The sequence below is a fragment of the Vibrio sp. SNU_ST1 genome, from assembly GCF_030563405.1.
Classification (GTDB): domain Bacteria; phylum Pseudomonadota; class Gammaproteobacteria; order Enterobacterales; family Vibrionaceae; genus Vibrio.
This window is the reverse complement of sequence record NZ_CP130748.1, coordinates 2226538-2246127: the sequence shown is the minus strand read 5'-3', so window position 1 is coordinate 2246127 and position 19590 is coordinate 2226538. Positions and strand designations below refer to the sequence as shown.

The following is a 19590-nucleotide window of genomic DNA, read 5'->3' as shown; positions in this document are numbered from 1 at the left end:
TGAACAAACGTTAAGTAAAACTAAACGTTTGTTCAGCTGATACGAATAAAGGCTTGGTTATTTAGCGGAGTGAGCCGCGAAGATCAGAGACTGACTGTCGAAGAGTGTCGCATGAAGCTTCTTTGGCTTGTATAGGTTCGGCAGCTTCTATCTCTAACTTGGCCCTGAAACGGGTGGGGAGCCCCTTAAAAGCTTGACCTTTATAACGACTGAAGTAGCTGCCCCATAGCCCTTTAAGTGCCATTGGAATCACAGGCACAGGAGATCGTTTGATAATCAGCTCCATGCCACGCATAAATTCGGCTACTTCGCCATCAGCGGTTAGCTTGCCTTCAGGGAAAATACACACGATGTGCCCTTCGTCTAGGGCTCGTTCAACTTCTTTGAAAGCGTTTCTAATCGAGTTTCGGTTGGTTGCGGAGATTGGAATAACCCCTGCTCTTTTTAAGAATCGACGTAGTGGAGGCAGTTTGGCGTAATCCTCCTCCATCACAAACCGAATCAAGCGAGGGCAAACCGCACTTAAAAGCAGTGCATCCATATAACTCACATGGTTGCAAACGATCAGTGCGCCGCCATTCTCTGGAAGATGGTGTAAGTTCTTGTGCTTAACTCGGTACATGGTGTGAGTGACTACCCATGTAAAGAAACGGAAAGCGTAGATAGGCACCTGATAAAACAGGTACAGCATAACCAAAGTGTTCCCTATCGCGAGCAACACAAACAGCTGTGGAATAGAAAGGTCGAGAACACTCAGGCAAACAATACCTAAAACTGCGCTTCCCACCATGAATAGTGAATTGTAAATGTTGAGCCCGGCTATCACTTGAGCGCGTTCGTCTGGTTTCGCTCGTAACTGCATCAGAGAATACAGAGGAACAATGAAGATACCGCCAGAGATACCCAATAGCAGAAGATAAGCAAACAGCGGCCACAGCTCTGAATACGTCACGAATTGATGGAAAGAGGTAAATTCAGGCAAGGACTCAGGAATGGATATCGCCATCAATAGCCCAAAAATCGACATACCTAGGCTACCCATTGGTACGATGCCGATTTCAATTCTGTGATTTGACAACTTATCGCAAGCCAAAGAACCTATCGCAATACCGACCGAGAAAAGAGCTAACAAAAAGGCAACCGAGCTTTCAGTGCCGTTCAAGTGGAGCTTTGTGAAGTTTGGAAACTGAGTTAGGTAAGCAGCGCCAAGGAACCAAAACCAGCTGATAGACATCAGTGCTTGAAACGTTGGACGATCTTTTTTGGCAATCGCCAGTGTCGCACGGGTTAGCTTTACTGGCTGCCACTTCACTTTCAGATCTGGTGCGTTACTTGGCGCTTGTGGAATAAAGCAGCTTGATACATAGCCGAGCACGGCGAAAGAAACAATACATATCGCAGCAATGAGCTTCGCGCTTTCTTCAGATGCAATAATACCTGCACCTAGAGTACCAATAAGGATGGCTAAGAATGTGCCGGTTTCGACTAAAGCGTTGCCGGATACCAGTTCTTTTGTTTCTAACTGTTGCGGAAGCAGCGCGTATTTCACCGGGCCAAAGAAGGCACTTTGCGTACCCATTAGGAACAGAAGTAGAAGTAGTATCCCGTAGCTTTCGTAGATAAACCCGATCGCACCCAGTGACATGATCGCCACTTCAAGGAGCTTAACTTTACGTATAAACCAAGATTTTTCGTATTTGTCAGCCAGTACACCAGCCAAAGCAGAAAACAGGAAGAAGGGCAGAATAAAAAGACCAGCGGCCAAATTAATGAATAGATTGCTGGAAATAGGCAGCGTATCTACGCTTGCGAAAGCAACAAACAGTAACAGAACATTTTTGAATATGTTGTCATTAAAGGCGCCTAGAAATTGAGTAATAAAGTAGGGTAGGAACCTTTTTTGCGTTAACAGCGAAGATTGGCTGCTGTTGTTCATTGTCTTTCCTTGGATGATTACCAGTTGGTTAAGTAGTTTGAGATTAGGTTATTGATCAATTCTTTACCATCGATAGGTTCAGAGGCGAAAAATTTATCATCAACGCTAAGTAGAGTAATTCCATGTACTCCAGACCATAATACACGGCTGGCTTTAATGACTTCGCTTTCTGTGTGTTCAGGAGCAATAGCTACCAACAATTGCTCTAACATACCGGTCATTCTATCAATACGGTTCGATTGCCATTCAGGAAGGTTTTCACCATTCATGTTGTGCTCAAAGATAAGCTGCCAACGGTGAGGGTGTTTTTGTGCAAAATCGTGATAGCAGTATGCAAGATTGAAAAGAGCCTGTTGAGGGTTGCTCGATTGTTCAACCGCAGAAGCTGATTGGGACGATAGTTCATCTAATGTTTGAGCAACAACGTGTAAAAGGAGTAGGTTGTAGTTACCAAATACATTCACCAAGGTGCTAGGGACATAACCAATCATATTGGCAATTTTACGTAGACTTAGCTCGTGATAAGAGTGCTCTTCTAAGAAGTCGGTTACCGTCTTTAAGGTTAATTGCACTAATTGTTCGCGAGTATGATCGTTTCGTCTTGCCATGAGTACTTTCTATTAAATGAACGTCGTTCAATATTTTAATGCTGCCCCAGAGTGCCGTCAATCCCTTCGCTAATTTAGTAATCAATTAATAGCCGCAATATTATGATACATGTGTAAACGTCGTGAATATTTCATTGTTCTTTGTTAACGAGTATGATTAAGGTGTCGAAAGATAAAAAAACCTATAAAGGATAATAATGAAACGATTTTTCTCACTAGTCGCGATCCTGTTGGTAACAGTCGCGGTGACGCCAATCGCGGAAGCGAAAAAGTTTGGTGGTGGTAAGTCATTTGGCAAAAGCTTTAAAACGGCTCCAGCACCAAAACAACAAAACACAAATTCGATCCGACAAGATCAAACGGGCAAGAAAACAGCAGCAGCTAACTCTAGCAAGAAAGGTCTTATGGGCGGTCTGCTAGGTGGTTTACTTGCTGGTGGTCTTTTAGCTGCATTCTTTGGTGGCGCATTTGAAGGTATCCAGTTCATGGATATTCTGATCATGGGTCTGATTGCTTTCTTAGCGTTTAAATTCCTACGCGGAATGCTGGGCGCGAAGCAGGGCTCAATGAATCAGCAGAATGCACGTGGCCAACAGCCAGCATTCGGCGGCATGGGTCAGAACAAGTTTGAACAACCTAAGCAACAACCAAATGTTCATAACTTCGAGCAAGCACAGCCTCAATCACAACCTCATTCGCAAAATAGCGCTGGTGGTTTCGGTTTTGGTGCACAAAGCGATGTTCCACATAACTACCCACCAGGTTTTGATCAAGCGGCATTCATTAACGGTTCTCGTGAGCACTACCGTACACTGCAAGGTGCATGGAATCACAACGAGCTAAACACGATTGAAGAATACGTATCTCCAAGTCTATTTGAAGACCTAAAAGCTGAGCGTAACAAGCTAGACGGTGATCAGCACACAGACGTAATGTACGTTGATGCTGAAATCGTTCGCGCAGACCACGATGGTAGTAAAGCACAGCTAAGCCTTCAGTTTAGCGGTCGCTACCGTGACACCGCAGACGGCATTGAAGAAGATATCACTGATATCTGGCATCTAGAGCGCGACCTAACAGTTGACAATGCGCCTTGGCTAATCGTTGGTATTCAAGGTTAATTCCATAGTTTAACGAAAACATCAATATGATGTAGTTATTTGGATGACATCAAATAATTGAAAGCCTCTGCTGAGTAATCAGCAGAGGCTTTTTTGTGTTTATATCGCATAATTTTCTTTCTAGTGGGGATAGGTCGCTCTTGGATTTACATTTGTTATCGGCTACGTAATTTTTGTTTACGAATCGAACCTTTCGGATCAAGCTTGTTGGTGATTTCTATCTTTTTCATTTTGGTCATAAATAAAATAGTGTTAACTCTCATGAATTATTGGTAATCACATCGGTGATCTTCCATGAGAATTGTTCTTTAATTGAGAAAACACATATCCATATCGTTCTATTTTTCGTTTGGTTGGAATTATCTATCATGTATTTAATCTTTAGAACAGCATTGGAGCTAACCATGAACCAACCTTATATATTACCGATCAGATCAGGCAAGAAACCTGTAACAGGCGATATGCCACCGCACCTACAATTTTCTGAGCAAAGCCCGGAAGTTATCTGGAAAGAACTGTGTGACTGGGCATTTTCAGTGTTCCCTCTTTCTCGTGAAGAAGCAACAATGATTTCCATACCTGCATCACGCGCATTGTGGCTCGATGAAAGTGTTAAAACATTACCTCACGATGCATTTATGCCACCTAAAGGAAGCAGGGAGTTCGCTCATGTTCATAAAGATGGAAGTATGCACTTGTGTGTCTCCCAAGGTTTTGCCGAAGAAGTTTATGCTAAAAAATGGGGGGAACCTCACCCATATAAACATCTAGGTGTTAATGAAATATTAGTATATGCACCAAGGAACGCGGAGGAGCTTGAAGTTGTAAAAATGACACTAAAGGCCGCTTATTATTATGCAACTGGTGATGTTTTATAATGACTATTTCTGGAGATTTATTTAGAAAGTGATTGATTACCTTATGTAGCCCCTTAATTTATGTGAGGGGCTATAATTATACCAATATGATAGTTTCGTGTTTTTAATCATGCAAGATATCGAATTACTTACTATTAACACAGGTCAATATTGAAATTATCTAACGGTGTATGTCTCATATCTTTCTAGTGTTTGACTCCCCTAGCTTTGTACAGCTGGATTTCAAATTTTCTACGATAGTATTTATAAACACTCTCAGTGCAGGATTCATCTGTTTATTTTGGGGGTAAACAATGTTCACGGGTAAATTAGAAATACAATATTCAGGTAATAACTCTATAAATTCACCGGATTTAATGTATGGGTCAACGAAGAACTCCGGTAAATAAGTTATTCCTTGACTATCAAGTGCCAAATCACGTAATAATTCTGGTTCATTGGATAGCATTTTTCCATCAACAGCAACAGAAAAATTCTTTTTGTTTTCTATGAATGGCCACTTACTATGATAGTCCGGGACGGTATCTATTAAGCACTGATGCTGAACCAAATCTCTAGGGTGTGTTGGTAATCCATTTTTTTCAATATACACAGGCGTAGCTACAAGCTTTAATTGCATTGTTGATACTTGTCGAGCAATTAAACCACTTGAAGGTAAATGCCCTATGCGCACGGCTAAATCATAACCTTCCTCGATTAAATTTACTTTTCGGTATAAAAATAGAGAATTAATATTAACGTTTGGGTGCTTCCCCATAAATTCAACCATTAGAGGTTTGAGTACGAATGTACCCCAAAAGTTAGGAGCGGTTATACGAAGAGTTCCTCTTAATTCCTGCTGACTTGCAACGGATATATTTTCAAGAGTGGCCACGGAAGTTAATATGTCGTCAATTTTTTCCAAATAAAGCTTCCCTTCCTCCGTAAGCGTTAAACTTCGGGTTGTTCTATACAACAGTTTTACGTTAAGCCATCTCTCTAACTCTGTAACATAACGACTCACTGCTGAATTTGCCAAATCTAGGCTTTCTGCTGCTTTAGAAAAGCTGTGTTTTCTTGCGACTTCTCGAAAAACTTCCATGCCACGTAATTTATCCATTTGTGCTCCATATGAGAATAATGATTTCTTTTTTATATTATTAATCAACTGTAGCGCATAATGTAATATTTGTCTCATCAAATAGTGATTCAATTCTAAAGAGGCAAGATCATGAAAGTAGTTCAAGTAAAAGCATATGGTGAAATAAACAACGTAGTCGCGTTTAACGAAATTCCAACACCAAGCATTGAAGCGGGAAAAGTACTAGTCAAAGTGCATGCAGCTAGCGTGAATCCTTTGGACAACGTACTACGTGCAGGTTATATGAAAGATATGATGCCAATGAGCTTTCCTTACGTAACAGGTAGTGATGGCGCGGGTGTTGTTGTTGAAGTGGCTGATGATGTAAATAAATTTAAAGTTGGCGATCAAGTATTCTTCAGACCAGATTACAGCGAAGCTGCAACATTTGCTGAGTTTCAATTAGTGAGTGTTGACGCAGTTGCTAAGAAGCCTACTTCAGTATCGTTATTGGAAAGTGCTGCAATTCCCCAAGTTTCTTTAACTGCATACCAAGCATTACTGATGGGAGGGAATGTTGAAGGTAAGAAAGTGCTTATTCATGGTGGTGCTGGAGGCGTTGGCTCACAAGCAATTCAGATCGCAAAAATTTTAGGAGCAAATGAAATTATTACCACAGCTGTAAGTGATGTTGCTGAGCAGTTAAAACAAAAAGGTGCCGACCAAGTTATTGACTTTAGAACTGAAGATTTTAGTCAGTTGGTTTCAGATGTCGATATCGTTATTGATACTATCGGCGGTGAAGTGCAAGAGAAATCTATTAAAGTAACTAAAGCAGGGGGCTCTGTTATTACATTAGTAGGCGCTATGTTTGATGAACTGGCTAAAGCCAATAACGTGACACTCTCATTGCTTTTCCATCAAGCTAGTGGGGAGCAACTCGCATGGATAGCTCAACAAGTCGATGGGGGACTTTTATCGACTAAAATCGATACTGTTTATTCAGCAAATGACGCGAAAGGTGCATTGGCTTATGTAGAGCAGGGTAAAGCTCACGGGAAGGTGATAATAGATTTTACCAACTTCTAAAAATACTGTGTCAAATAGAGGCATTAACCCAAAGGTTGATGCCTTTTATACTTTTACACTGAGCAGTTTATGCTAAAAGATATTTCATCTCATCGTATATTTTGGTTAATTAATCGCTTTCTTCTACCTTGGTATTGTTAACAATATAAGAAAAGGAAGTTTAAAATTTAGCGTGTTAATTACTAATGTAAGAAGAGTTAAGCTGTATTTTTAATAACACTAGGTAGTATATAAATGAAGTACCCACTTTCAATTAGAGTTTTGCATTGGTTTATGGGCGTAACGATGATTGCGTTGATTTTTGTAGGAGCTTATATGCATGACTTGCCAGTTGATGCACCAAATAAGCTAACGATGTACCCGTGGCACAAATCATTTGGAATATTGATTATGTTGTTATTTTTTGTTCGTTTATATATTAGAAGAAAATCCACCCTACCTGCATTACCTAAAGGCATTAAAAGTTGGGAAGCAAAACTCTCTCATTTCATTCACATTGCACTATATACATCGATGATAGCGATGCCGATTACTGGTTACTTGATGTCATCGACCTATAAATATAGCCATGGGATTGATTTTTTCGGGTTGACGTTACCTGATGCATTACCAAAAAGTGATGAACTGTTTGAATTATTCCACACTTTACACGATAAGATGGGTGTACTAATCTTGATTTTAGTCGCGTTACATATAGCTGGCGCACTGAAGCATCGTTTTCTTGAAAGTAAAGAAAACGACGTTTTAAATAGAATAATCTAAACAGGTGGGAATATGGCTGTTTTGGATAAAGGTATTTGGTATAAAAATAAAGAAGAACAGGATTTATCAGTAGTTGATTCTTTTAATTTATCAGAGGAAATAGAAACTGGTCGTTATCATTTGTATATATCACTAGCTTGTCCTTTTGCTCATCGACCTTATTTGGTTATTAGTTATTTAGGATTAAATAATGCGATTTCAATATCGTCAGTAGCAGCTAAAAGATATGAAGATGGTTGGTTGTTTGATAACGATTACCCTGACACCTTAAATAGTGTGTCAAGTTTAGTTGAGCTATATCAACGTTCACATCCTACTTATTCTGGAAGGGTTACGGTGCCTGTATTTTGGGATAAAAAACAAGGGGAAATAGTTGGTAATGACTCTGCATCTATGGCTATTGATTTTGCGACTAATTGGTTATCGTTGGCAAACAACCCTGTTCAGTTAAATCCAAAGTCGAAGGAAGAAAAAATTAACGAATTAAATAAGTGGTTACACACTCACGTAAATACGGGCATATATAGGGTAGGGTTTGCACCTGATCAAGTATCTTACGATAGTGCAAGTGCATCATTGTTTAAAGCGCTCGATACACTTGATGATAGACTTTCTAAGAGAAAATACTTGTTCGGGAGTGAAATAACATTATCTGACTTATTTTTAATTCCCACACTAGTGCGTTTTGAAGCTGTATATGAAATTCATTTTAAAGTGAATTATAAGTCAATGAATAAGTATAAGAATCTATATCGCTACATGCTTGATTTACTGTCTATATCAAGTATTAGAGAAACGATAGATATGGATTACATCAAACTTCACTACTATTATTCTCACAGGAATATTAACCCGACAGGGATTGTGCCAGCTGGACCTCAACTCCCTTGGTATAGCTAGACGAGTTTTATTAGATAAGCAGAAACGAAAAAAGCCAACTCAATGAGTTGGCTTTTCGATTTTCCAATTAAGGAGAATATGGTGGAGGGAGACGGATTCGAACCATCGAAGGCAGTGCCGGCAGATTTACAGTCTGCTCCCTTTGGCCACTCGGGAACCCCTCCAGGGTGTGTCTTACTCTTCACAAAGTAAGCCTAAATTGATGTTTTCCCATAAGCCCATCAACTAGGTTGTTCTCTTAACTCTCGAAAGAGGTAAGAAGAATATGGTGGAGGGAGACGGATTCGAACCATCGAAGGCAGTGCCGGCAGATTTACAGTCTGCTCCCTTTGGCCACTCGGGAACCCCTCCAGGGTGTGTCTTACTCTTCACAAAGTAAGCCTAAATTGATGTTTTCCCATAAGCCCATCAACTAGGTTGTTCTCTTAACTCTTAAAAGAGGTAAGAAGAATATGGTGGAGGGAGACGGATTCGAACCATCGAAGGCAGTGCCGGCAGATTTACAGTCTGCTCCCTTTGGCCACTCGGGAACCCCTCCAGGGTGTGTCTTACTCTTCACAAAGTAAGCCTAAATTGATGTTTTCCCATAAGCCCATCAACTAGGTTGTTCTCTTAACTCTTAAAAGAGGTAAGAAGAATATGGTGGAGGGAGACGGATTCGAACCATCGAAGGCAGTGCCGGCAGATTTACAGTCTGCTCCCTTTGGCCACTCGGGAACCCCTCCAGGGTGTGTCTTACTCTTCACAAAGTAAGCCTAAATTGATGTTTTCCCATAAGCCCATCAATTAGGTTGTTCTCTTAACTCTTAAAAGAGGTAAGAAGAATATGGTGGAGGGAGACGGATTCGAACCATCGAAGGCAGTGCCGGCAGATTTACAGTCTGCTCCCTTTGGCCACTCGGGAACCCCTCCAGGGTGTGTCTTACTCTTCACAAAGTAAGCCTAAATTGATGTTTTCCCATAAGCCCATCAATCAGGTTGTTCTCTTAACTCTCGAAAGAGGTAAGAAGAATATGGTGGAGGGAGACGGATTCGAACCATCGAAGGCAGTGCCGGCAGATTTACAGTCTGCTCCCTTTGGCCACTCGGGAACCCCTCCAGGGTGTGTCTTACTCTTCACAAAGTAAGCCTAAATTGATGTTTTCCCATAAGCCCATCAATCAGGTTGTTCTCTTAACTCTTGAAAGAGGTAAGAAGAATATGGTGGAGGGAGACGGATTCGAACCATCGAAGGCGGAGCCGGCAGATTTACAGTCTGCTCCCTTTGGCCACTCGGGAACCCCTCCAGGGTGTTTTTCCTAACTCATAATGGATAGGCTAAAGAGATGTTTTTCCCAACGCATCTCTCAAGTGCGGAGCGCATCATAGCAAACACGTTAAACCTGTAAAGGGTTTTTCTTATGGTTTTGTGTTAAATGCTGCCTTTTTGGGCAAAGATGGCGAAAAGTATGCATATTGCTCGTGAAGTGAACATCTGTATTAAGATTTACGTACTGATAGGTAACACCTTGAGGTAGTTAGCTTTCTGTATCGTGTTTGGTTCGTGTCATTCGTCATGAAACGTCAATTGAATTTAACTTAGATTTACACTTCTTGACGTTACAGCACTCATCAGTTGATAGAATACGGTTAATTTCATTTATAGATAATAATACCAATCGTAGTAAATAATTGGTCACCCTAGCTTGTTAAAACGCTCGATAACTGCGTTAAGATTTTTGATTGTAGAATAACTACTTATCGAAAACCTCTGCCTTGTTCTCAAGTCTTTTCCTTGCGCTATTTCTGACCACTTACCTACTGTGTTTGGTATAAACCTTACTTGCAGACCATTATTATGAAGCATAAAACTGTTTTAACCCTGCTTAGCTTGTCTATTATTATGGCGTCTCCAGCCGCACTAGCTAAACGTATGGGCCCTAGCACGGTCACTGTTGTTACCGAGCAAGTTGATATTCACCAAGTTAGCCAGTCTCTTTCTTTGGTCGGTAAGTTAGAAGCCGAGCAATCTGTAATGATCACTTCTGAAGTGGCTGGCAGAGTGAACTCTATTAACATCAAAGCCAATCAAGATGTCACCAAAGGGCAGATGTTGGTTCAACTCGATGACGACAAAGCAAAAGCTGCAGTTGCAGAAGCGCAAGCATATTTAAAAGATGAAAAGCGTAAGCTTGCGGAATTTCAACGACTAGTGAAACGTAACGCGATCACTCAAACTGAAATTGACGCTCAGAAAACTAACGTAGAGATCGCCAATGCTCGCCTAGCTGCCGCTAACGCCAACCTGAAAGATCTACATATCAGTGCTCCTTTCTCTGGTACGGTCGGTTTTATCGACTTTAGCCGCGGCAAAATGGTGACATCGGGTACAGAGCTCGTGACGTTAGATGACTTGTCTGTGATGCAGTTAGATCTTCAAATTCCTGAGCGCTACCTTTCTAAACTGTCTAAAGGTATGACAGTGACGGCTCGCACCAGTGCGTGGGGCGATACTCAGTTCACGGGCACTGTGGTGGGGATTGATTCTCGTATTAACGCTGAAACTTTGAACCTTCGAGTTCGAATCCACTTCGATAACAATAATGATTACCTAAAACCGGGCATGTTAGTGGCGGCTGATATGGACTTCCCACCAGTAGAAGCCCCAATCATTCCAGTTCAAGCGCTTGAGTACTCAGGCACTAAGCGTTTCGTTTATGTTATTGGCGAAGATAACAAAGCGACTCGTACCGAAGTATTCCTCGGGGCTCGTCTTGATAACGAAGTCGTGATCGAAAAAGGTATCGAGATTGGTCAGAAGATCGTAGTGCAAGGTATCGTGAACATGCGTGACGGTGTTTTGGTTCAAGAGCTTGCCGTCAATCGCCCTGCTAAACTTGACGGCGATACAGCTAATCTTGATGGCAACAAAGCTAAACTTGATGAAAATACAGCAGCACAAGAAGGCGCTAACTAATGTTGTTATCTGATGTTTCTGTGAAGAGACCAGTAGCGGCTGTTGTATTGAGCCTGCTTTTGGTTGTGTTTGGTATTGTCTCTTTCAATAAGCTCGCAGTTCGTGAAATGCCCGATATTGAAAGCCCGGTGGTATCGATCAGCACTCGTTATGAAGGTGCATCTGCCACCATCATTGAAAGCCAAATTACCTCCAACCTTGAAGATCAGTTATCCGGCATCAGTGGTATCGATGAAATCGAATCTACGACACGAAATGGATCGTCACGAATCACCATCACCTTTGAACTTGGTTATGACCTCAATACCGGTGTCAGTGATGTGCGTGATGCGGTAGCGCGTGCTCAGCGTTCGTTGCCAGATGAAGCCGACGACCCAATTGTTTACAAAAACAATGGTAGTGGTGAAGCCTCGGTCTACATCAACTTAAGTTCGACGGAGATGGACCGAACGCAGTTAACCGACTACACCGAACGTGTGTTGATTGACCGCTTTAGTTTGATCTCAGGTGTGAGCTCGGTAGATATCTCAGGTGGTTTGTACAAAGTCATGTACGTGAAGCTGAAACCTGCGTTAATGGCGGGTCGTGGTGTTACCGCTTCTGATATTACACAAGCCCTACGTAACGAGAACATTGAAAGCCCGGGTGGTGAAGTGCGTAACGATGCGATTGTGATGTCGGTTCGTACTGCTCGTTCATATACTGAAGCCAAAGATTTCGAATACTTAGCGGTGAAACGAGCCTCTGATAACACACCTATCTACTTGAAAGATGTGGCGGATGTTTACATTGGCGCAGAAAACGAGAACTCGACCTTTAAGAGTGACGGCGTTGTTAACGTAAGTATGGGCATTGTGCCTCAGTCTGATGCCAACCCACTTGAGGTGGCTGACTTAGTCCATAAAGAAGTAGAAGCTATTCAAAAGTTCTTGCCTGACGGAACTCGCTTGGCGATTGATTATGACTCAACTGTCTTTATCGACCGTTCGATCTCAGAGGTTTACAGCACACTCTTTATTACGGGTGGTTTGGTTATCCTCGTGCTTTACGTCTTCATTGGCCAAGCGCGTGCAACGCTGATTCCAGCCGTGACCGTTCCTGTGTCGCTAATCTCGTCGTTTATTGCGGCGTACTACTTTGGCTTCTCTATCAACCTCATCACCTTGATGGCACTTATCCTGTCTATCGGTTTGGTGGTTGATGATGCGATTGTGGTGGTTGAGAATATTTTCCACCACATTGAACGTGGTGAATCACCATTGCTTGCGGCTTATAAGGGGACGCGTGAAGTTGGCTTTGCGGTAATCGCAACCACGCTAGTATTGGTGATGGTATTCCTGCCAATCTCCTTCATGGACGGCATGGTAGGTCTTCTGTTTACTGAGTTCTCAGTGCTATTGGCGATGTCGGTGATCTTTTCATCTGTCATAGCATTAACCTTGACGCCGGTTCTGGGCAGCAAGATTTTAAAAGCGAACGTGAAACCTAATCGCTTCAATCAATTTGTTGAACGTGTGTTTGGTAAGTTAGAAGCTAGGTACAAATCGGTATTGCGCCGTGCTCTAAACTGGCGTTGGGCAGCTCCAATCATCATTATTGCGTGTATGGGCGGTAGTTATGGTTTGATGCAACAAGTGCCGTCACAACTGACGCCACAAGAAGACCGTGGTGTTATCTTTGCTTTTGTTCGTGGTGCCGATGCAACCAGTTACAACCGTATGTCTGCCAACATGGACATCGTTGAAGAGCGCCTAATGCCGCTGCTTGGTCAAGGATTCTTAAAGTCATTCAGCATTCAATCGCCAGCGTTTGGTGGTAATGCGGGCGACCAAACGGGCTTCGTTATCATGATCTTGGAAGATTGGGACGAACGTGAAGAAACAGCACAACAAGCCTTGGGTGAGGTACGTAAGTCTTTAGCGGGTATTCCTGATGTGCGTGTGTTCCCGTTCATGCCTGGCTTCCGTGGTGGTTCAAGTGAGCCTGTGCAATTTGTACTGGGTGGCTCTGATTACTCTGAGCTTCAAAAATGGGGCGAACTGTTAAAGCAAGCTGCTGAAGACTCGCCAATGATGGAAGGTGCGGACATCGATTACTCTGAGAAAACACCAGAGCTGTTGGTAACCGTAGATAAGCAACGAGCAGCCGAGCTAGGTGTGAGTGTTTCGGATATTTCAGATACGTTAGAAATCATGCTGGGCGGTAAGAGTGAAACGACGTTCGTTGAACGTGGTGAAGAGTACGACGTTTACCTGCGTGGCGATGAGAACAGCTTTAACAATGCCAATGACTTAAGCCAAATCTACATGCGAACTCAATCTGGTGAATTGGTGACACTGGATACGCTAACGCATATTGAAGAAGTAGCGTCCTCGATTCGTTTGTCGCACTACAACAAGCAGAAATCGGTGACCATCAAAGCGAACCTAATGGAAGGTTACACGCTGGGTGATGCACTAGACTTCCTCGATGAACAAGCGATTGAGCAGTTACCGGGGGATATTTCAGTAAGCTACTCTGGCGAGTCAAAAGACTTCAAAGAGAACCAATCGAGCATCCTCGTGGTGTTCGCGCTAGCGATGTTGGTCGCGTATTTGGTATTGGCTGCGCAATTTGAAAGCTTCATCAACCCGCTAGTGGTGATGTTCACCGTACCTATGGGTATCTTTGGTGGCTTCTTAGGCTTGGTGCTGATGAGTCAAGGGCTCAACGTTTACAGCCAGATCGGTATGATCATGTTGATAGGTATGGTGACCAAAAACGGCATCTTGATCGTCGAATTTGCCAACCAACTTCGAGATCGTGGTATTGAATTTGAAAAGGCGATCATTGATGCTTCAGCTCGACGTTTACGTCCAATCTTAATGACGGCATTTACCACGCTAGCCGGTGCGATTCCATTGATTACTTCAACGGGCGCTGGCTATGAAAGCCGAGTAGCTGTGGGTACGGTTATCTTCTTCGGTATGGGCTTCGCGACACTGGTAACTCTGTTCGTAATTCCTGCGATGTACCGACTGATTTCTGGCTCAACGCGTTCGCCGGGTCATGTGGAAGCCGAGCTGAATAAAGAGCTTAGTCATGACAATGTGGGAAGAACTTCTCACGGTTAATGAATGTGCACGCTTAATGAACACACTCGGTTAATGAGCACGGAATAGTGTAACAATATTGAAAAGCCTGCGTTTGCTCCTAGCGAATTGCAGGCTTTTTTTGTATAACACACAGAGCTCAATGAATTAATACAAGAAAACAAATACCAAAGGAAAGTAAAGTGGCTGAATTTAAATACAAAGATCTTTCTCAAGAAGAACAAGACAAGCTAGATGCAGCAACCTTCCGTCGCTTGTTAGCACACTTAGATGATAATAGAGATGTGCAGAATATTGATCTGATGATCTTGGCGGGCTTCTGCCGTAACTGTTTCAGTAAGTGGTATAAAGCGGAAGCTGAGCAACAAGGCTTAGACTTGGATATCGATGACGCTCGTGAGCGCGTATATGGCATGACTTACGATGAGTGGAAACAAAACCACCAGCCAAAAGCGACACCTGAGCAGTTAGCGGCGTTCGAAGCTAAGCAGAAGCCAGAGTAATTTGTTCTTTAGTGATTAATAGAATGAACAAACAAAAAGAGCCCATCAGGGCTCTTTTTCATTTGGAATATGCCAGGTTTACTTAAACCTAAGCCAACTCACCTGTTTGTGAGAAAGCTTCTAGCTTCGCTGCATAAGGTTGTAGGTCGCCGATGTTTAGATTAACCCACTCGTCATTGAAGTAAGTATCTAGGTAACGTTCGCCGCTGTCACATAGCAAAGTCACGATAGAGCCTTTCTCACCACGCGCTCTCATCTCACTGGCTAACTGAAGCACACCGTACATGTTAGTACCGGTTGATGCGCCCACCTTACGACCAAGAATGTCAGACAACCAATGCGTCGTTGCGATGCTTGCTGCATCAGGAATTTTACGCATTTCGTCAACCACACCAGGAATGAAGCTTGGCTCTGCGCGTGGGCGACCAATGCCTTCAATCTTGCTGAATGTATTGCCTTTCACGTTCACATTGCCTGTTTGGAAGTATTCGTGGAATACCGAGTTCTCAGGGTCGACAACACAAAGCTTAGTTTCATGCTGTTGGTAGCGAATGAAGCGACCGATAGTTGCAGAAGTACCGCCAGTACCTGGGCTCATTACTACCCAAGCTGGAACTGGGTGATCTTCCATCTGCATTTGATTGAAAATGGAGTTCGCGATGTTGTTGTTACCACGCCAGTCGGTGGCGCGCTCAGCGTAGGTAAATTGGTCCATGTAGTGACCATTCAGCTCCTCTGCTAAACGACGAGACTCATCGTAAATTTCATCTGAGCGGTCAACGAGGTGCGCTTGGCCGCCGTAGAATTCAATCTGCTCAATCTTCTTCTTAGCTGTGCATTTTGGCATTACCGCAATAAACGGCAGGCCAAGTAGGCGAGCGAAGTACGCTTCAGATACTGCAGTACTGCCTGATGAAGATTCAATGATCGTTGTTTCTGGGCCAACCCAACCGTTACAGATAGCGTATAAGAATAGAGAACGCGCTAAACGGTGTTTCAAAGAGCCTGTAGGGTGTGTGCTTTCATCTTTTAGGTAAACATCAATGCCCTCGATACTGGGTAGATCGAGCTTGATAAGGTGCGTATCCGCTGAGCGTTGGTAGTCGGCTTCAATTTTACGAATCGCATTGTTAATCCATTGATGGTCAGTGCACATAAGCGTTCTCCCGATCGAGTGTAGGAATTCTTTGTAATTGGTATGGTTCCAATTTAGCTAGAATTTGAGAGAAAAACTTTGCCATATTTGCTTTGTTTTGCTTAAATTGTAGAAAATTATTCTCTTTAAATTCGATTTGGTGAAAGTGTGATAGATGCCGTAGATAAAAAAATATTAAGGCTGTTACAAGAAGACAGCACATTGTCATTGAATGACATTTCAGAAGCGGTCAATCTCACCACGACACCTTGTTGGAAAAGGCTTAAACGCCTCGAAGAAAACGGCATTATTGAAAAAAAAGTGGCGTTATTGAACCCTGAAAAGCTCGAGCTTGCTTTTACCGCGTTCGTATTGGTTAAAACCAGTGATCATTCTCATGAGTGGTATGGTCGTTTTGTAAACACCGTATCGGAATTTCCAGAAGTGATGGAGTTTTATCGCATGGCTGGCGAATATGATTATATGATGAAGGTTCAGGTGAAAGACATGAAGTGCTTTGATGATTTCTACAAGCGCTTGGTGAATAGCATTGATGGTATCTCTAATGTGACCTCGACATTTGCGATGGAACCATTGAAGTACACAACAGCATTGCCGCTTTAAGCTCAAACTAATCTTAGGCTACCTATCGTTTCAGTTTAACTATCTTCTCAGTTTAGAGCTCGCCTTTGCGATAAAGAAAAGGATTATTCATGTTTGCAAAAGTATCTACCGCTATCCAATTGGTATTAGCGGTTGCCATTTTTTACTTGGGCTACACCATCTATTCGTTTACTAATAAAGTCGGGGAGATCGTCGATACTTATCCGCAGGTTATCGAAGATTTATCCGGTCTTACGAAAGGGCTAAAAGTGGAAGAGCTGCTAGCGTTTGCTGAACATGCCAGCGAGCTTGCTCCTCAAGTTTTGAACACAGTCGAAGAGGTCAGAAAGACGATAGATGACGTGAATCAAACCGTTTCATCGGTCGATAATAAAATCCCTGCGATATTAGATGAAGTTAGAAATGTCCGAACGGAAGTCGGGCAGGTAAGAACCGATGTCATCCCGCCCACATTGACTGAATTAAAACGATACCGTGTCGATGTGATGCCGCCGATATTCGCTGAAAGTAAATCTTACCGCCAGCAAACTATCCCCACTGTTGTTGCCGAATCTGAAATGCTACGAGCGGAAGTTCCGGGTATTTTGGCACAAGCGAATTTGCTGGCAGATAAAAGTAAAGAGTTAGCTCAAGGTGCCGCAGAGGGCGCAGTGAAAGGCGTCGTGTTATCGCCATTTAATCTACTGCGAGACGCTGGTGATGGAATTAAAACTCGAGTACAAGGTGAATTCGACCCCTTGCTAGAGGCTGAATAGAGATTGCTGACTGTTACGTGACAGCTTGTCGTTAGGATCATTAAAAAGAGAGGCTAGGTATTAAACCTAGTCTCTCTTTTTGTTTTCTCGTACATATTTGGGGCTTGTAAAAAGCGTTTATTCGCTATTTATACCAATCACAGTAAGTAAGTGTTCAGAAATAGCGCAGGGAAAAAACTTGAGAACAAGGCAGAATTTTTTGGTAAGTAGTTATTCTACAATCAAAAATTCTAACGAAGTTATCGAGGTTTTTAACAAGCTAGGATGACCAGTTATTTACTACGATTGGTATTACTTGATCGCTATTTAGTAAAACGCATCACACCTTCTTGAACGGCTGTCGCTACGAGCTCACCTTTCTGATTAAAAATTTCGCCGCGCACTAGGCCACGAGTGTTCGCAGCCGTTGGGCTTTCAATCGCATAAAGCAACCACTCATCCATCTTGAATGGGCGGTGGAACCAGATTGAGTGATCAATCGTCGCGACTTGGAAGTTTGGTGTCATGATTGAAACTTCATGTGGGTGAAGCGCAGTAACCAAGAACCCCCAATCTGACGCGTAAGCAAGCAAATATTGGTGAATGAGCTGGTTATCTGGCAACGCACCATTCGCTCTCACCCACAGATATTGCTTTGCTTCGGCCTTTTTAGGCTTCAGTGGGTTAACGACAGTAACAGGGCGCATTTCAATCGGCTTTTCGCCACAAAAAGTCTTACGCAGTTTTTCAGGCAAGAACTCAGCAATATGGCTCGCTAGCTCAGTTTCAGATGCAAAGTTCTCTGGGCCTGGGATGTTTGGCATTTCATTCTGATGTTCAAAACCTGGAGCATCACCATGGTAAGAAGCCGTGAGATAGAAAATAGGGCGGCCATTTTGAATCGCTTTAACACGGCGTGTACTAAAGCTGCGTCCATCTCTTAGGTTTTCAACATCGTAAATAATGGGTTTTTCAGGGTCGCCGGGAAATAGAAAGTAACTGTGGAACGAGTGAACACTGCGGTCGTCTTGAACAGTGTAACGAGCCGCAGATAGCGCTTGCCCCAATACTTGACCGCCGTATACCTGTGGCAGACCTAGGTTCTCACTTTGCCCGCGGAACAGGCCTTCCTCTAGTTTCTCTAGCTGAAGTAAATTGAGTAATTCATTTAAAGGTTGACTCATCGGCAGCATGCCTCTTGGTAAAATAGGTGTCAGATTATGGTGTTAATCATTCAGCTTAGTCAGATATCTGTCAATAAATCATAGGGTTTCAAGACAGAATATGAAAGCTCTCTTATAATTGGTGAGTAGATTTGCCGAGTCCGGCAAATATGTTGAGAGAAATTGAATATGAAAAAGGCTCTAATTCTTATTACGTCCTTAGTATCGTTTGGTCTACTTGTGGGTTGCCAAGCAACATCAGAAACGAACGCTTCTCAAGAAGTGGTTGCAGAGAACACTCAAGTGATTTCAGGAACAGTAAGCTACCGTGAAAGAATTGCATTACCAGAGAATGCAGTGGTTACCGTTACGCTAGAAGATATTTCACTGGCCGATGCACCATCTACGGTTATCGCGACTCAAGAGTTCACCACAGACGGTAAGCAAGTACCGTTTGCATTCGAGCTGAGCTACGACAACGACAAAATTAAAGCTAACCATCGTTACAATATGCGCGCAGCGATTCATGTTGACGGTAAACTACGCTTCACGACTGATACCATTAAGTCAGTAATTACTGATGTAGAAAACACACAGCAAGCAGACCTACGTTTGGTTGGTGTTCGTTAATCAGAAATCGATGCCCGCGTTAAGGCATCTTGATTAGTTTGACTTAGCTAGTTGATTCGTTGACTCGCTAATTAGGTGATTAGTGGCAGCTTTAGGGCTGCCATTTGTATATTCTGAGTTTAACTTTTCCTGCGTCACTCACTTCAACCCCTTCTTTAACCAAATGCTGCTTTTGTCGGTCGAACGAATCACCCTTTAAAGATATTTCACCCTTACTATTAATCACTCGATACCAAGGCAGTTTGCTTCCTTCTGGTAGGTTACCCAGCGCTTTACCCACATGGCGCGCATAACCCGGAAATCCTGAAAAACGTGCGATGTCTCCATAAGTTGTTACTTTCCCATATGGAATTTGGTGAATCACAGCAAAGATTTGGGGCAAAAATTGGTCCATACTAA

General features: G+C 42.8%; 17 protein-coding genes and 7 tRNA genes. 11 read left to right on the top strand and 13 right to left on the bottom strand.

Features of this window, described 5'->3' with window-relative positions:
- Positions 1-61 precede the first annotated feature (61 nt).
- Complete coding sequence (locus Q5H80_RS09790; RefSeq protein ID WP_304564613.1) at positions 62-1936, bottom strand: MFS transporter; 1875 nt, start codon at positions 1934-1936, stop codon at positions 62-64.
- 17 nt (positions 1937-1953) lie between these two features.
- Positions 1954-2544 (bottom strand): TetR/AcrR family transcriptional regulator, encoded by a 591-nt coding sequence (locus tag Q5H80_RS09785; protein ID WP_012604487.1) that lies wholly within the window; start codon positions 2542-2544, stop codon positions 1954-1956.
- 197 nt (positions 2545-2741) lie between these two features.
- Here Q5H80_RS09785 and Q5H80_RS09780 point away from each other — a divergent pair, with 197 nt between their 5' ends.
- Complete coding sequence (locus Q5H80_RS09780) at positions 2742-3665, top strand: Tim44 domain-containing protein (RefSeq protein WP_304564612.1); 924 nt, start codon at positions 2742-2744, stop codon at positions 3663-3665.
- Positions 3666-4069: 404 nt separating this feature from the next.
- Positions 4070-4543: a luciferase family protein gene (locus tag Q5H80_RS09775; RefSeq protein ID WP_304564611.1), complete on the top strand. Its 474-nt coding sequence runs from the start codon at positions 4070-4072 to the stop codon at positions 4541-4543.
- A 175-nt stretch (positions 4544-4718) separates the two neighbouring features.
- On the opposite strand, the gene Q5H80_RS09770 is transcribed toward Q5H80_RS09775, so the two are convergent.
- Complete coding sequence (locus Q5H80_RS09770) at positions 4719-5642, bottom strand: LysR family transcriptional regulator (RefSeq protein ID WP_304564610.1); 924 nt, start codon at positions 5640-5642, stop codon at positions 4719-4721.
- Between the two features lie 111 nt (positions 5643-5753).
- Between Q5H80_RS09770 and Q5H80_RS09765 the strand changes: the two genes are divergently transcribed.
- The 3 genes from Q5H80_RS09765 (at position 5754) to Q5H80_RS09755 (ending at position 8354) form a co-directional block, all read left to right on the top strand.
- Positions 5754-6692, top strand: a complete 939-nt coding sequence (locus Q5H80_RS09765) for an NADP-dependent oxidoreductase (protein ID WP_304564609.1) — start codon at positions 5754-5756, stop codon at positions 6690-6692.
- 234 nt (positions 6693-6926) lie between these two features.
- Positions 6927-7454 carry a cytochrome b gene (locus Q5H80_RS09760; RefSeq protein ID WP_304564608.1) on the top strand — a complete coding sequence of 176 codons (528 nt, stop codon included), beginning with the start codon at positions 6927-6929 and terminating at the stop codon, positions 7452-7454.
- A 12-nt stretch (positions 7455-7466) separates the two neighbouring features.
- Positions 7467-8354 (top strand): glutathione S-transferase C-terminal domain-containing protein, encoded by an 888-nt coding sequence (locus Q5H80_RS09755; protein WP_304564607.1) that lies wholly within the window; start codon positions 7467-7469, stop codon positions 8352-8354.
- A gap of 79 nt (positions 8355-8433) precedes the next feature.
- Here Q5H80_RS09755 and Q5H80_RS09750 read toward each other — a convergent pair.
- The 7 genes from Q5H80_RS09750 to Q5H80_RS09720 form a co-directional block, all read right to left on the bottom strand.
- A tRNA-Tyr gene (locus Q5H80_RS09750) sits at positions 8434-8518 on the bottom strand.
- A 102-nt stretch (positions 8519-8620) separates the two neighbouring features.
- Positions 8621-8705: transfer RNA gene (locus Q5H80_RS09745), tRNA-Tyr, on the bottom strand.
- A 102-nt stretch (positions 8706-8807) separates the two neighbouring features.
- A tRNA-Tyr gene (locus Q5H80_RS09740) sits at positions 8808-8892 on the bottom strand.
- A 102-nt stretch (positions 8893-8994) separates the two neighbouring features.
- Positions 8995-9079: transfer RNA gene (locus Q5H80_RS09735), tRNA-Tyr, on the bottom strand.
- A 102-nt stretch (positions 9080-9181) separates the two neighbouring features.
- Positions 9182-9266 (bottom strand) — tRNA-Tyr (locus Q5H80_RS09730).
- Between the two features lie 102 nt (positions 9267-9368).
- Positions 9369-9453: transfer RNA gene (locus Q5H80_RS09725), tRNA-Tyr, on the bottom strand.
- Positions 9454-9555: 102 nt separating this feature from the next.
- A tRNA-Tyr gene (locus tag Q5H80_RS09720) sits at positions 9556-9640 on the bottom strand.
- Positions 9641-10191: 551 nt separating this feature from the next.
- Here Q5H80_RS09720 and Q5H80_RS09715 point away from each other — a divergent pair.
- The 3 genes from Q5H80_RS09715 to Q5H80_RS09705 all read left to right on the top strand — a co-directional run bounded on the left by Q5H80_RS09715 (position 10192) and on the right by Q5H80_RS09705 (position 14905).
- Positions 10192-11310: an efflux RND transporter periplasmic adaptor subunit gene (locus tag Q5H80_RS09715; RefSeq protein ID WP_135384711.1), complete on the top strand. Its 1119-nt coding sequence runs from the start codon at positions 10192-10194 to the stop codon at positions 11308-11310.
- On the top strand, positions 11310-14423 hold the full coding sequence (vexH, locus tag Q5H80_RS09710) for a vibriobactin export RND transporter permease subunit VexH (RefSeq protein WP_304564606.1): 3114 nt from the start codon (positions 11310-11312) through the stop codon (positions 14421-14423). Before Q5H80_RS09715 ends, vexH begins: the two co-directional genes overlap by 1 nt.
- A gap of 161 nt (positions 14424-14584) precedes the next feature.
- Positions 14585-14905 (top strand): DUF1244 domain-containing protein, encoded by a 321-nt coding sequence (locus Q5H80_RS09705; RefSeq protein ID WP_304564605.1) that lies wholly within the window; start codon positions 14585-14587, stop codon positions 14903-14905.
- Between the two features lie 88 nt (positions 14906-14993).
- Here the strand turns inward: Q5H80_RS09705 and Q5H80_RS09700 are convergent, their stop codons facing one another.
- Positions 14994-16061 carry a PLP-dependent cysteine synthase family protein gene (locus tag Q5H80_RS09700; RefSeq protein ID WP_304564604.1) on the bottom strand — a complete coding sequence of 356 codons (1068 nt, stop codon included), beginning with the start codon at positions 16059-16061 and terminating at the stop codon, positions 14994-14996.
- A 147-nt stretch (positions 16062-16208) separates the two neighbouring features.
- Between Q5H80_RS09700 and Q5H80_RS09695 the strand changes: the two genes are divergently transcribed.
- The gene (locus tag Q5H80_RS09695; RefSeq protein ID WP_009847256.1) at positions 16209-16664 is read left to right on the top strand and encodes an Lrp/AsnC family transcriptional regulator; all 456 of its coding nucleotides are present in this window, start codon (positions 16209-16211) and stop codon (positions 16662-16664) included.
- A gap of 89 nt (positions 16665-16753) precedes the next feature.
- Complete coding sequence (locus Q5H80_RS09690; protein WP_304564603.1) at positions 16754-17419, top strand: hypothetical protein; 666 nt, start codon at positions 16754-16756, stop codon at positions 17417-17419.
- A gap of 302 nt (positions 17420-17721) precedes the next feature.
- On the opposite strand, the gene tesB is transcribed toward Q5H80_RS09690, so the two are convergent.
- On the bottom strand, positions 17722-18582 hold the full coding sequence (tesB, locus tag Q5H80_RS09685) for an acyl-CoA thioesterase II (protein WP_304564602.1): 861 nt from the start codon (positions 18580-18582) through the stop codon (positions 17722-17724).
- A gap of 168 nt (positions 18583-18750) precedes the next feature.
- Here tesB and Q5H80_RS09680 point away from each other — a divergent pair, with 168 nt between their 5' ends.
- Complete coding sequence (locus Q5H80_RS09680; protein ID WP_048616800.1) at positions 18751-19191, top strand: YbaY family lipoprotein; 441 nt, start codon at positions 18751-18753, stop codon at positions 19189-19191.
- Positions 19192-19282: 91 nt separating this feature from the next.
- On the opposite strand, the gene Q5H80_RS09675 is transcribed toward Q5H80_RS09680, so the two are convergent.
- Positions 19283-19585: an MGMT family protein gene (locus Q5H80_RS09675; protein ID WP_304564601.1), complete on the bottom strand. Its 303-nt coding sequence runs from the start codon at positions 19583-19585 to the stop codon at positions 19283-19285.
- Positions 19586-19590 lie beyond the last annotated feature (5 nt).

Excerpts from the sequence above, each read along its gene's own strand:
- Q5H80_RS09790 (WP_304564613.1), bottom strand. The coding sequence starts at position 1,936 with ATGAACAACAGCAGCCAATCTTCGCTGTTAACGCAAAAAAGGTTCCTA.
- Q5H80_RS09785 (WP_012604487.1), bottom strand. The coding sequence starts at position 2,544 with ATGGCAAGACGAAACGATCATACTCGCGAACAATTAGTGCAATTAACC.
- Q5H80_RS09780 (WP_304564612.1), top strand. The coding sequence starts at position 2,742 with ATGAAACGATTTTTCTCACTAGTCGCGATCCTGTTGGTAACAGTCGCG.
- Q5H80_RS09775 (WP_304564611.1), top strand. The coding sequence starts at position 4,070 with ATGAACCAACCTTATATATTACCGATCAGATCAGGCAAGAAACCTGTA.
- Q5H80_RS09770 (WP_304564610.1), bottom strand. The coding sequence starts at position 5,642 with ATGGATAAATTACGTGGCATGGAAGTTTTTCGAGAAGTCGCAAGAAAA.
- Q5H80_RS09765 (WP_304564609.1), top strand. The coding sequence starts at position 5,754 with ATGAAAGTAGTTCAAGTAAAAGCATATGGTGAAATAAACAACGTAGTC.
- Q5H80_RS09760 (WP_304564608.1), top strand. The coding sequence starts at position 6,927 with ATGAAGTACCCACTTTCAATTAGAGTTTTGCATTGGTTTATGGGCGTA.
- Q5H80_RS09755 (WP_304564607.1), top strand. The coding sequence starts at position 7,467 with ATGGCTGTTTTGGATAAAGGTATTTGGTATAAAAATAAAGAAGAACAG.
- Q5H80_RS09715 (WP_135384711.1), top strand. The coding sequence starts at position 10,192 with ATGAAGCATAAAACTGTTTTAACCCTGCTTAGCTTGTCTATTATTATG.
- vexH (WP_304564606.1), top strand. The coding sequence starts at position 11,310 with ATGTTGTTATCTGATGTTTCTGTGAAGAGACCAGTAGCGGCTGTTGTA.
- Q5H80_RS09700 (WP_304564604.1), bottom strand. The coding sequence starts at position 16,061 with ATGTGCACTGACCATCAATGGATTAACAATGCGATTCGTAAAATTGAA.
- Q5H80_RS09690 (WP_304564603.1), top strand. The coding sequence starts at position 16,754 with ATGTTTGCAAAAGTATCTACCGCTATCCAATTGGTATTAGCGGTTGCC.
- tesB (WP_304564602.1), bottom strand. The coding sequence starts at position 18,582 with ATGAGTCAACCTTTAAATGAATTACTCAATTTACTTCAGCTAGAGAAA.
- Q5H80_RS09680 (WP_048616800.1), top strand. The coding sequence starts at position 18,751 with ATGAAAAAGGCTCTAATTCTTATTACGTCCTTAGTATCGTTTGGTCTA.
- Q5H80_RS09675 (WP_304564601.1), bottom strand. The coding sequence starts at position 19,585 with ATGGACCAATTTTTGCCCCAAATCTTTGCTGTGATTCACCAAATTCCA.